This window comes from Streptomyces sp. NPDC127117 (assembly GCF_042677325.1).
Taxonomy (GTDB): domain Bacteria; phylum Actinomycetota; class Actinomycetes; order Streptomycetales; family Streptomycetaceae; genus Streptomyces.
The window spans coordinates 31,430-43,190 of the sequence record NZ_JBHXTM010000061.1; the positions used below are offsets into that span (position 1 = coordinate 31,430).

12 protein-coding genes and 1 riboswitch are annotated in these 11,761 nt (G+C 69.5%); of the genes, 3 read left to right on the forward strand and 9 right to left on the reverse strand.

Annotated elements, in window-relative coordinates:
* Positions 1-159 precede the first annotated feature (159 nt).
* Entirely contained in the window at positions 160-753 is a 594-nt protein-coding gene (locus ACFVH0_RS34605) for a hypothetical protein (RefSeq protein WP_385826774.1), read from the forward strand.
* A 341-nt stretch (positions 754-1,094) separates the two neighbouring features.
* Positions 1,095-1,301, forward strand: a complete 207-nt coding sequence (locus ACFVH0_RS34610) for a DUF5999 family protein (protein WP_385826776.1) — start codon at positions 1,095-1,097, stop codon at positions 1,299-1,301.
* Positions 1,302-1,388: 87 nt separating this feature from the next.
* On the opposite strand, the gene gcvP is transcribed toward ACFVH0_RS34610, so the two are convergent.
* Positions 1,389-4,274 (reverse strand): aminomethyl-transferring glycine dehydrogenase, encoded by a 2,886-nt coding sequence (gene gcvP / locus ACFVH0_RS34615; protein ID WP_385826779.1) that lies wholly within the window; start codon positions 4,272-4,274, stop codon positions 1,389-1,391.
* A 194-nt stretch (positions 4,275-4,468) separates the two neighbouring features.
* A riboswitch (glycine riboswitch) is annotated at positions 4,469-4,565 on the reverse strand.
* 113 nt (positions 4,566-4,678) lie between these two features.
* On the opposite strand from gcvP, the gene ACFVH0_RS34620 reads away from it, so the two are divergent.
* Positions 4,679-5,047 (forward strand): PRC-barrel domain-containing protein, encoded by a 369-nt coding sequence (locus ACFVH0_RS34620; protein WP_385826781.1) that lies wholly within the window; start codon positions 4,679-4,681, stop codon positions 5,045-5,047.
* Here ACFVH0_RS34620 and ACFVH0_RS34625 read toward each other — a convergent pair.
* The 8 genes from ACFVH0_RS34625 to ACFVH0_RS34660 form a co-directional block, all read right to left on the reverse strand.
* The gene (locus ACFVH0_RS34625; RefSeq protein WP_385826783.1) at positions 4,972-6,456 is read right to left on the reverse strand and encodes a DNA polymerase IV; all 1,485 of its coding nucleotides are present in this window, start codon (positions 6,454-6,456) and stop codon (positions 4,972-4,974) included. The two genes, ACFVH0_RS34620 and ACFVH0_RS34625, sit on opposite strands and share 76 nt — an antisense overlap.
* A 57-nt stretch (positions 6,457-6,513) precedes the next feature.
* Entirely contained in the window at positions 6,514-7,131 is a 618-nt protein-coding gene (locus tag ACFVH0_RS34630) for a MerR family transcriptional regulator (protein WP_385826785.1), read from the reverse strand.
* Between the two features lie 168 nt (positions 7,132-7,299).
* Entirely contained in the window at positions 7,300-7,773 is a 474-nt protein-coding gene (locus ACFVH0_RS34635; protein ID WP_006123076.1) for a bifunctional nuclease family protein, read from the reverse strand.
* A 53-nt stretch (positions 7,774-7,826) separates the two neighbouring features.
* The gene (locus ACFVH0_RS34640) at positions 7,827-8,570 is read right to left on the reverse strand and encodes a MerR family transcriptional regulator (protein WP_385826787.1); all 744 of its coding nucleotides are present in this window, start codon (positions 8,568-8,570) and stop codon (positions 7,827-7,829) included.
* Between the two features lie 17 nt (positions 8,571-8,587).
* Positions 8,588-9,376, reverse strand: coding sequence for an FHA domain-containing protein (locus ACFVH0_RS34645; RefSeq protein WP_385826789.1), 789 nt, complete (start codon positions 9,374-9,376; stop codon positions 8,588-8,590).
* 190 nt (positions 9,377-9,566) lie between these two features.
* Positions 9,567-10,355 carry a DUF881 domain-containing protein gene (locus ACFVH0_RS34650; protein WP_385826791.1) on the reverse strand — a complete coding sequence of 263 codons (789 nt, stop codon included), beginning with the start codon at positions 10,353-10,355 and terminating at the stop codon, positions 9,567-9,569.
* Positions 10,356-10,360: 5 nt separating this feature from the next.
* Positions 10,361-10,693 (reverse strand): small basic family protein, encoded by a 333-nt coding sequence (locus ACFVH0_RS34655; RefSeq protein WP_003970459.1) that lies wholly within the window; start codon positions 10,691-10,693, stop codon positions 10,361-10,363.
* Positions 10,690-11,613 (reverse strand): DUF881 domain-containing protein, encoded by a 924-nt coding sequence (locus tag ACFVH0_RS34660; RefSeq protein ID WP_385826793.1) that lies wholly within the window; start codon positions 11,611-11,613, stop codon positions 10,690-10,692. Before ACFVH0_RS34660 ends, ACFVH0_RS34655 begins: the two co-directional genes overlap by 4 nt.
* Positions 11,614-11,761: the final 148 nt, after the last annotated feature.

The following is an 11,761-nucleotide window of genomic DNA, read 5'->3' on the forward strand; positions in this document are numbered from 1 at the left end:
TGGAATCACCGCGTGAACACGTGTCGTATAAACTCCGCGGACGAGGCAGAGAGTTGACGCACCGGCCCAGTCACCGGCCTCCTCTGGCCCCGCATGCCGACAGCGCCGTCTGCACCCGCCCACGCACCACCGTGTCTCCGAAGTGAGAGGCGACCCACTATGCCGCTGCATGTTCCCCCGGCTCCCGCGCCCGCTCTCCGCAGCGTTCTCGCGGCACTCGGCTCACCCACCGCAGTCCGCGAGGCCCGCACCCCAGCTCTCCGATCCGCCGAGGGACCGCTGAGCCCCGAACTCCCGCTCCCCGTCCATGTACTGGACCGGATCGGGCCGGGCGGGCTCGCTCCCGCCACCCGGCTCGCCGCGTGGCGGTTCCTGATCCGCAACGCGGAGCAGCCCGTCGCCGCGGCGGACACCATGCTCACTCCGGACGGCTGGGCCTTCTCGCACTTCTTCGAGGGCCCCTACATCGCCTCGACCGAACTCGCCCTGCGCCAGGCCGAGACGGTCACCACGCACTATCAGCCACGGCTGCTGTCCATCCCGGAGCTCTACATGCTCGCACTGTGGCTGCACGCCGACGCCGAGGCCGACGCCGCCGGCGGTGCGCTCGCCCCGGCCGATCTCCTGGTTCCGCTGGCCCCCGCCCCACCGGGCATCGCGGCGCATCGTCCGCACCGGGTCGCCGATCTGCTCCGTGTGATGACGCTGCGCATCACCCCCGGCCCCGGTCCCCTGCTCGGATCACCGGCCTGAGAACCACACCCCCGTACGAGATCGCTGTACTCCGTACGAGAACGCCGTGCCCCGTCACCGTCCCTGGTGGCGGGGCACAGTGCTGGGGGGGGCGCACTTCGATGCCCGTCCGGACTAGCCCGGTCCGGCCACCCCGAACCACCCGAAGTGACAGTGCAATTGCGGTGAACCGTCCGCGCGGGTGATGCGTCCTCCGGGTAAAGACAAGTGCTGCTGCGAAATCCCTGCGGATTGACGCCCGTGGGGCAACACTGGGACCGGACCGATCGATACGGGGGGCGGCCATGAACACCTCATCCAGCCGCAGGACATTCACTACAACGCAGCGAAAGAACCCAGCCATGTGCCAGCACCAGCCACCATGCCCGACCGCCGACTCAGCCGACCGGGAAGCCGCCCGTCTGACGGCCCACCACCCGGAACAGGGCTGGAGCCTGCTGTGCAACGGGGTCCTGCTCTTCGAGGACACCGGCGAGCTGCTCCCGGACGGCCGGATCATCGCACCGCACCGGCCCGTGAGAACCGACCGGGCGATGAAGGCCGCCTGACCACGGCCGGTACGAGCTGGGGCCGGCCCGGAGAAATCTCCGAACCGGCCCCGACGCATGTCCGCGTCACTCCCCCGCACTCATGGCTCAGTCGACGTACTCGTCCAGCGGCGGGCAGGAGCAGACGAGGTTGCGGTCACCGAAGGCGCCGTCGATCCGGCGCACCGGCGGCCAGTACTTGTCGGCGGCCGAGACGCCGGCCGGGAAGACCGCCACCTCACGGCTGTACTCGTGCTTCCACTCCCCGCCCAGCATCGCGGCGGTGTGCGGAGCGTTGTGCAGCGGGTTGTCGTCCGCGCTCCACTCGCCGGAGGCCACCTTCTCGACCTCGCCGCGAATGGCGATCATCGTGTCGCAGAACCGGTCGAGCTCAGCGAGGTTCTCGCTCTCGGTCGGCTCGATCATCAGCGTCCCGGCGACCGGGAACGACATGGTCGGCGAGTGGAAGCCGTAGTCGATCAGACGCTTGGCGATGTCGTCGACGCTGACGCCGGTGGCCTTGGAGATCGGCCGCAGGTCCACGATGCACTCGTGCGCGACCAGACCGGCCGGGCCGTTGTACAGGATCGGGTAGTGCGGCTCCAGACGCTTGGCGATGTAGTTGGCGGCGAGCACGGCGACCTGCGTCGCGCGCTTGAGGCCCTCGCCACCCATCAGACGTACGTACGCCCAGGAGATCGGGAGAATGCCGGCCGAGCCCCACGGAGCGGCCGAGATCGGTCCGACACCGGTCTCGGGGCCGGCTGCGGGCTGCAGCGGGTGGTTGGGCAGGTACGGCGCGAGGTGCGCGCGCACACCGACCGGGCCGACGCCGGGGCCGCCGCCGCCGTGCGGGATGCAGAAGGTCTTGTGCAGGTTCAGGTGCGAGACGTCGCCGCCGAACCGGCCCGGCTTGGCGAGGCCCACCAGCGCGTTGAGGTTGGCTCCGTCGACGTACACCTGACCGCCGGCGTCGTGCACCTCGGCGCAGATGTCGGCGACGTGCTCCTCGAACACTCCGTGCGTCGACGGGTACGTGATCATGAGCACGGCGAGCTCGTCGCGGTGCTTCTCGATCTTGGCGCGGAGGTCCTCGATGTCCACCTCGCCGTCGTCGGCGGTCTTGACCACGACGACCTTCATGCCGGCCATGACGGCGCTGGCCGCGTTGGTGCCGTGCGCGGAGGACGGGATGAGGCAGACGGTGCGCTGCTCGTCACCGTTGGCCCGGTGGTACGCGCGTACGGCCAGGAGACCGGCGAATTCGCCCTGCGAGCCCGCGTTCGGCTGGATGGAGACCGCGTCGTACCCGGTGACCTCGGCGAGGCGCTCCTCCAGCTCGCGGATGAGGGTGAGGAAGCCCTGCGCCTGATCGGCCGGCGCGAAGGGGTGCAGCGCGCCGAACTCGGGCCAGGTGATCGACTCCATCTCCGTGGTCGCGTTCAGCTTCATGGTGCAGGAGCCGAGCGGGATCATGCCGCGGTCCAGCGCGTAGTCGCGGTCGGCGAGCTTGCGCAGGTAGCGCAGCATCGCGGTCTCGGAGCGGTGCTGGTGGAAGACCGGGTGGGTCAGGATCTCGTCAGTGCGCAGCAGCCCCTCGTGCAGCGTGTCGGCGACGGTGGCGTCCAGCGCCTCTATGTCTCCGTCGGCACCGAAGGCGGCCCAGACGGCGGCGATCTGGGTACGGGTGGTGGTCTCGTCGCAGGCGACGGAGACCAGGTCGGCGTCGACGAGCCGCAGGTTGACCCCGCGCTCGCGGGCGGCGGCGACGGTCTCGGCGGCCTTGCCCGGGACGCGCACGGTGACGGTGTCGAAGAAGGCGCCGGTCACGACGTCGACCCCGGCGGCGCGCAGGCCCTCGGCCAGGATCGCCGCGTAGCGGTGGGTGCGCCGGGCGATCGTCCGCAGCCCGTCCGGGCCGTGGTACACCGCGTACATTCCGGCCATGACGGCGAGCAGCACCTGGGCGGTACAGATGTTGCTGGTGGCCTTCTCGCGGCGGATGTGCTGCTCGCGGGTCTGCAGGGCCAGCCGGTAGGCCTTGTTGCCGTCCGCGTCGACGGAGACACCGACGAGGCGGCCGGGAAGGCTGCGGGCGAACTTCTCGCGTACGGCCATGAACCCGGCGTGCGGTCCGCCGAAGCCCATCGGCACGCCGAAGCGCTGCGTGGTGCCGACCGCGATGTCCGCGCCCAGGTCACCGGGCGAGGTGAGCAGGGTCAGGGCGAGCAGGTCGGCGGCGACCGTGACGATCGCACCCAGCTCGTGGGCCCGCTCGATGACGGGCTTGATGTCCCGGACGGCTCCGGAGGCGCCCGGGTACTGCACCAGCACGCCGAAGACACCGCGCTCGGCGATCCCCGCCGGGATGCCCTCGGACAGGTCGGCGACGACCACCTCGACACCGGTCGGCTCGGCGCGGGTCTCGATGACCGCGATCGTCTGCGGCAGGGCGTCGGCGTCGACCAGGAAGACCCCGTCCTTCACCTTGCCGACGCGCCGGGAGAGCGCCATCGCCTCGGCGGCCGCGGTGCCCTCGTCGAGCAGCGAGGCGCCGGAGGTCGGCAGCCCGGTCAGCTCGGCGACCATCGTCTGGAAGTTGAGCAGCGCCTCCAGCCGGCCCTGCGAGATCTCCGGCTGGTACGGCGTGTAGGCCGTGTACCAGGCAGGGTTCTCCATGACGTTGCGCAGGATCACCGGCGGGGTGAAGGTGCCGTAATAGCCGAGCCCGATCATCGGGGCCAGCACCTGGTTGCGGTCCGCGAGCTCGCGGAGCTCGGCGAGGACCTCGGCCTCGGTGCGCGCGGTCGGCAGCCCGAGCGCCTCCGTGCTCTTGATGACATCGGGCACCGCGGCCGCGGTGAGTTCGTCCAGTGAGCCGTAACCGACCTGGGCGAGCATCTTCGACTGCGCCTCGGCATCGGGTCCGATGTGGCGCTGCTCGAACGGAATGCCCTGCTCCAGCTGGGAGAGCGGAGTGCGACGGGGGGTCATGGTGGAGGCCTCCTGGTCTGTCACGACCTGCGAGGGGCACCACGGCGCGGGTGCCCGAACGGCCTCCCCCTCTGTCATCTCAACCTGAGAGCTTCACCGGCGCACCTTGCGGCGTACCGGCTTTCACCGTCGGTGAGGAAGGGACTCGCACCGGCACTCGGCCGCACGAAACCCGTCCTGCTTTCCAGAGTGACCTCGTCCGTGCGGTACGGGGGCCTGAGAGATTCCGGGGAGGATTTGCTCCTTCGGCGCCTTCGGATCAGCTCCGGAGGACTCTCCCGCACGGGGTCAGCAGCCATGACCAGCCTACCAGCGGGGTTCGTGGCTGATTTCTCGAGTGGCCAACCACCCGGATCTGGCTTTTTGTAGTGCTTGTGGAGTAGCCGCGACCAGTGGGAGGGACCGTGCAGACCGACATCGATCCGCGCAGCCTGATCGGCCGCAAGGCGTTCGACCGCAAGGGCACCAAGATCGGAACCGTGGACGAGGTGTATCTCGACGACGCGACCGGTGTGCCCGAGTGGGCGGCCGTACGTACCGGACTCTTCAGCCGGGACGCGTTCGTCCCGCTGGAACCCAGCGAATTCGTGGAGGACACGCTCCGCATCCCCTTCGACCGTGCCCTGATCAAGGACGCGCCGGACTTCGGTGTCGGCCGCCATCTCTCGCCGGAGCAGGAGCTCCAGCTCTACCGGCACTACGGTCTGGACTTCGCGCCCGAGGAGACCGGCCCGGACAGGGACTTCGGCAGGCTGGCCGGCCAGGACGAGTAGTCCACCGGGTCGCGTACCAGGGGCAGCGGGTCGGCGGGCCGGAGTTCCGGGTCGTCGATCCGGAACGTACGCACCCGGCCGGGCGGTGACCAGGGCTCCTCGAACCGCACGGTCACCCGTCCGACGCCGCTGCCCTGCACCCAGCCGTGGCCGTATGCCTCATGGTGTACGTCGTGTCCGGCGGGCCAGCGGCGGGCCGCGCGCTGCTCGGCGGTCTCCGGGACCTCCGCCCGGGGATCGCCCGGCGGCTCGGCCGCCGCGTCCCCAGCCGCTGCCGTCCCCGCTGCCGGCTCCTCGGCTGATTCCCTGGCTGCTTCCTCGGCCGCGGTGCGCTCACCGGCGGCCTGGGCGAAGAGGTCCTCCTGCGTGTAGTCGGCAAGCCCCGTCACGCCCACTCCGAGGAGCCGGACGCCCCCGGTGGTGTCCACGGCCTCCAGGAGCCGTGCGGAGGCCTCACGGACCACCGCGGGGTCGTCCGTGGGCCCACGGAGCGTCTCGGACCTCGTGAGCGTCGAGAAGTCGTACCGACGCACCTTCAGCACAACGGTGCGCCCGGACCGCCCCGCGCCCCGCAGCCGCTGTACGCACCGGTCGGCCAGCCGCTCGACCTCCGTCCTGATCCGCACCCGGTCATGGAGGTCGGCGTCGAAGGTGTCCTCGACCGACACCGACTTGGCGTCCCGCTCCGCGACCACCGGCCGGTCGTCGTACCCGAACGCCATCCGGTGCAGCGAACCGCCGTGCGCCTTCCCCAGCAGCCGTACCAGCTCGTCCTCACCCGCCTCGACCAGGTCGTCGACCGTCGTCATTCCGGCACGGCGCAGATGATCCGCCGTCGCCGGCCCGACACCGGGGAGGATCCGCACCGACATGGGCGCCAGCAGCTCCCGCTCCGTGCCCGGCTCTATGAGCAGCAGGCCGTTCGGCTTCGCCTCCTCCGAGGCGATCTTGGCCAGCATCTTGGAACCGGCGAGCCCGACCGATCCGGTGAGCCCGGTGACCACCTTGATGGCCGTACGCAGCTGCTCACCGATCTCCAGCGCCGAAGCCGTGTCATCGGCCGTCCCCCCGGCCTCCAGATCCACGAAGGCCTCGTCCAGGCTGAGGGGCTCCACCAGCGGGGAGAGCCGTGCCAGCAGCTCCATCACCTGGTCGCTCACGGTCCTGTACAGCTGGAAGCGCGGCACCAGATAGGCCGCGTTGGGCGCCAGCCGCCGCGCCTGCGCCGTGGGCATCGCGGAGTGCACCCCGAAGCGACGCGCCTCGTACGAAGCGGTGGCGACCACTCCGCGCGGGCCGAGCCCGCCCACCACCACCGGCTTGCCGCGCAGGCTGGGCTTCGCCGCCTGCTCCGCAGAGGCGTAGAAGGCATCCATGTCCAGATGCAGGATGGTGGGCGCGGCTCTCACATCAATCGATGCTGCCCTACGGCACTGACAATCGCCGCGCCCGAACCGTCGGCCGCGTCAGCCGGCGCGATTGCGCCGCCGCGCCAGCTCATCGGTGGGGTTGTTCCCGATGAGGGTCTCGCCGGTGTCGACGCGCTCGCCGTGCAGCTGCGAGAGGGCCACGTCGACGTCCTGCCACACCACACCCACCGCGATGCCGAAGACCCCCTGGCCGCCCTGGAGCAGGCTGACGACCTCGTCGGGCGAGGAGCACTCGTAGACCGTCGCCCCGTCGCTCATCAGCGTCATCCGCTCAAGGTCCTGGAAGCCGCGGGCCCGCAGATGCTGGACCGTGGTGCGGATGTTCTGGAGCGCCACACCGGTGTCCAGGAAACGCTTCACGATCTTCAGCAGGACGACGTCCCGGAAGCTGTAGAGCCGCTGTGTCCCGGAGCCGTACGCCGGACGCACACTCGGCTCCACAAGGCCCGTACGCGCCCAGTAGTCGAGCTGCCGGTAGGTGATCCCGGCAGCCGCGCAGGCGGTCGGCCCGCGGTAGCCGATGTCGTTGGCCGATGCCACTTCGTCCCCCGCCACCGCCGCCGGTTGAACCGGTTGCATGATGGTGTGGTCGGCTGTACTCCCCTGCTGCGGATACGGCCCACCCGCTGCCGTACCGTCGCCGCTGCTTCTCACGCCGACCTCCGTCCTTGACCTGCCATCTCGAAGGTAGGCAGTCACTCGGGGTGCGTCAACGATCGCCACACTCGGCACGCCGAGTGATAATCACCCTGAGGGTGGTTTCCCGTGTCTCCTGAGCGGGAAAGGCTTGCCGGATGCGCTGGCGGCGACCCCGAAGAACGGTCATTGACTGTTGGTGCCGAAATCCTCCGGGGAGATCTGATCGAGAAACTCTCGGAATTTCTCCACCTCATCCTCCTGCTCGTCCGGGATGGCGATGCCGGCGTCGTCGAGCACCCCGTCACTGCCGTAGATCGGCGTTCCGGTGCGCAATGCGAGCGCTATGGCGTCGGACGGCCGCGCGCTCACCTCGACCCCGCTGGCGAAGACCAGCTCCGCGTAGAAGACCCCTTCGCGCAGATCCGTGATGCGGACCTCGGTGAGCTCCTGGCCGACGGCCTCGAGCACATCCTTGAAGAGATCATGGGTCAGCGGCCTGGCCGGAGCCATGCCCTGCTGGGCGAAGGCGATCGCGGTCGCCTCACCAGGACCGATCCAAATGGGGAGGTACCGGTCGCCTCCCACTTCACGCAGGAGCACGATCGGTTGGTTGGAGGGCATTTCCACCCGGACACCCACAACGTCGAGCTCGTTCACACAGCAACCCTAGGACGTGCCCGGCAGGTTTGGGTAGTCGGGCACCGGCGCGATCAGTGGAGCCGGACGTGCAGGGCGCTCTGGACAAGGGCCGAATGAAGCCTCACCGACAGCTCCGCGAGCTCTTTCGTCGTGGCCTCCGCATGGGCCCTGGTCTGCGGATTCCGGTGCCGCCGCAAGGGTGCGACCACCTGCTCGATGAGCCCGACCTCGCGATCCGCAGCCGCTCGCATGGCACGCAGGTGACGCGGCTCCAGACCGAACCTGCCCAGATCCGCCACAAGCTTGGCCACGGTGACCATCTCGGCGTCGTAACCGCCCTCGGCGGTCGGAACCACCAGGCCGTACGACTCCCACTCATCGAGGTCGCTCTCGGTGACCTCGGCGGCCGCCAGCAGCTCGGCGCGGCCGATCCGGGCCGCGGTGGCCCGTCCGGGCTCCGCGTCCCAGACGCCGTCGGTGAGGTCCCTCGGGCCGCCCCCGGAAGGCAGGGCGGCCTGTTCACCGCGGGCGAGGGCATCCAGATGCTCACGGATGACCTTCAGCGGGAGGTAGTGATCCCGCTGCATACGCAGCACCTGCGCCAGCCGCTCCACATCGGCGCCGCGGAACTTGCGATAGCCGGAAGGGGTCCGCTGCGGCTCGACGAGCCCTTCGGCCTCCAGGAAGCGAATCTTGGAGATCGTGACCTCGGGGAACTCCTCCCGCAGCCGCAGGAGCACCGTGCCGATGCTCATCGGGCGGTCGTCGGCGGGGGCGGTGCCGGCCACGGCACCGCCCGTCGGTGTTCTCAGCATGGACCTTCCCTGACGGGTCAGATTCCGCGCTGGCTCGCGTAGAAGACCAGCCGGTACTTGCCGATCTGCACTTCGTCGCCGTTGGACAGGGCGACGGAGTCGATGCGCTCACGGTTGACGTAGGTGCCGTTCAGGCTGCCCACGTCCCCGACCGTGAAGCTGCCGTCGGGGCTCCTGCGGAACTCCACGTGCCGCCGCGACACCGTCACGTCGTCGAGGAAGATGTCGCTCTGCGGGTGACGGCCGGCCGTGGTCAGCTCGCTGTCCAGCAGGAAGCGACTGCCCGAATTCGGACCACGACGCACCACCAGGAGCGCCGAGCCGAGCGGAAGGGCATCGACAGCCGCCTGGGCCTCGGGCGAGAGGGACGGCACCGCCGTCTGCCCGGTGGCCTCCGCCTCGTATGCCTCAAGGCCGGAGATGGAGATGGTCGAGGTCGTCTCCGAGGCACGCTCGGGAATCCCGCCCCTCAGCGGCGCGCCGCAGTTGGAGCAGAAACGACTGGCCTCGGCATTGCGATGCCCGCACCTCGTACAGACCGGCATGGACGAACCCTCCTGCCTGGGGGCGAACTCTCCACCCGAACTTGAGGTCGACGATTCTCCGAAACCTATGCGGCCGGGACCGGCAGGGTCAACAGACGACGCGCCGGATGCTCCCGAATTGTCACTGCCCGTACCCGACACCTGATCACGGAAGAGCGGGCGCTCCGTGCCCTGCTCCTCTGCCTGGCCATGGCGCGGCGCGCGATGGCGGGCGGCCTCGTCGCGAGCGCTCTTGCCGAACAACTTCCCAAACAACTTCACGGGCGCTTCCCCTTGACCGAAATAGACCCGCCCGTGGGGCAGGACGAACCCTGAATGAACACACCTGCCGACCCGGACATCCTCACAACGTCCGTATCCACTCGACAGTTTCCACCACGCACCACCAATACGATGCGGCGACCCCCCGCAACCTTGCGCCCGTCTCCTCCGCCCCTTCCGCGGCGCCGCATCACGGGGACGACGACCGAGCGTAGTCAGGCTGCTTCGCCGGTCGCAAGGCGTCAACGACGATGTCGTCGGCCTGCTGGACCTGCACGGTGGCCTGCTCCTTCTCCAACGTCTGCACCACGCCGCCGGGGATGTTCAGCGCCGGCTCCAGATCCTGGGGCTTGCCGATCACCTCGAAGACGTACGGCGCGGTGATCTTACGGCCGTCAACCCTGACGTTGCCGCCATCACCGGAGAAGTACGTATTGGCCACCACACGCACCCCGTTGACCTCGATCGCCTCGGCGCCCGCCGCCCGCAGCTCCTGGAGCGCGTCGAGCAGCATGTCCGCCTTCACCCCGTCACCGGGGTCATTGACAGTGAGCGTGATCCCGGGCCCGTGGGCGGCCACGGTGCCCGCGAGAACGCCGAGTTGCCGTTCCTTCTCCACCGTCTGCTTACGCGCCTCCTCAGCCTGGTCCGAGCTGTTCTCCAGCTCCGTGCGCTGAGCGTCCAGCCGTTGCTTCTCGTCCTCCAGCCGCTGGGTCCGGTCGTCCAGCTCGTCGAGGATCCGCACCAGGTCCTCCTGGCGGGCGCCCCGCAGCGCGCTGTTGTCGCTGTTGGACCGCACCTGGATGGCCAGTCCGAGACCGAGTACGAACAGCAGTACCGCGACGATGAGCTGAGCCCGCGTCACCCGTGGCGGCCAGAGTCCGGCGACCAGCCGCTGACGGCCGGTGAGCTCCGTGGTGGAGCCTGCCGCCCGTTCTCCGGCGTGCTCTGTCCCGTCGGGAAGTTCTTCGTTGCTCATCGGCGTCAGGCCCGGAAGACGTGCCGGCGGATGGCCGCGGCGTTGGAGAAGATCCGGATCCCGAGCACGACCACCACACCGGTGGACAGCTGCGCCCCCACGCCCAGCTTGTCGCCCAGGAACACGATCAGCGCGGCCACCACGACGTTCGAAAGGAACGACACGACGAACACCTTGTCGACAAAGATTCCGTCGAGCATGGCGCGCAGTCCACCGAAGACTGCGTCGAGAGCGGCCACGACGGCGATCGGGAGATAGGGCTCGACCACCGCCGGCACCTCGGGCCGGACCAACAGTCCGACCACGACTCCCACGACGAGGCCCAGTACGGCGATCACGATGTGCCCTTCCCTGTGTCTGCCGCACCACTGCCGGTGTCTGCGGCCTTATAAGGCTCTGCTGTACGTACGATCAGGCTCGGCGCGACCGGAAGACTCAGCTTCTGCTGCACGGACAAGCTCGTCCGGATGTCGAAGGTGTCCTTGAGCGCCTGAAGATACTGGCCGTCGGCACTGTCCTGGAACGCGGTGCCGAGTTGTTTCCCGTTCCCCACCGCCAACACCGTGTACGGCGGGACGAGCGGCCTGTTGTCGACCAGTATGGCGTCGCCCGCCGCGCGGATCGCCGACAGGGCCGTAAGACGCTGCCCATTGATCGCGATCGCCTCGGCGCCGGACTGCCACAGCCCGTTGACGACGCGCTGGAGGTCCCGGTCGCGGACGCGTCCGGTATCGGAGAACCCGCTGCTCTCCCTCGGCCCGCCCCCGCCCTGGTCGGTGTCCTTGGCGTCGTCGATGACGAGCTTCACGCCGGGCCCCTCGACCGGGGTCGCCCCGGCGAGCAGTGCCACCCGCTCCCCCTGGTCCCCACCGTGTTTCTCCAGCGCCTTGCGCTGGCGCCTGCCCACGTCGCCCCGGAGCTTGTCCACCTGCGCCTCAAGGCTGTCGGCCGCCGCGGTCTCGTCGTCGATGCGATCGATCAGCTCCTGGCGCTCCTTGGCGAGGACCGGCGCCGAGACACGTGCCTCCGCGGCCCCGAGCGTGACGACGAGAGCGGCCAGCACCAGACATGCGGCGAAACCGAGCTTGGACTTGAGCGTACGGGGCAGGCCCGCGCTTCCGTCGGCCTTGCGACGCGCCGACGCCTCGGCGTATCCGTCGTCCAGGCTGTGGTCCATCACAGTGGTCAGCAGCGACATGGACGCGTCGGGACGCGCGGGAGGTGAGGCGGTACTCCGATCGGGGGGCTGCTGCGACATGCCGCACATCGTCGCACGTCGCCACGGTCAGCGCCGAATGGCCCCACCGGTGTGGCCCCGGGGCCCCCCCGGGGGCCCGCCCCCCCACCCCGCAAACCCAACAAAAAAACAAGCACAAAAAAAAACCCCCAACACATCAACAACACCC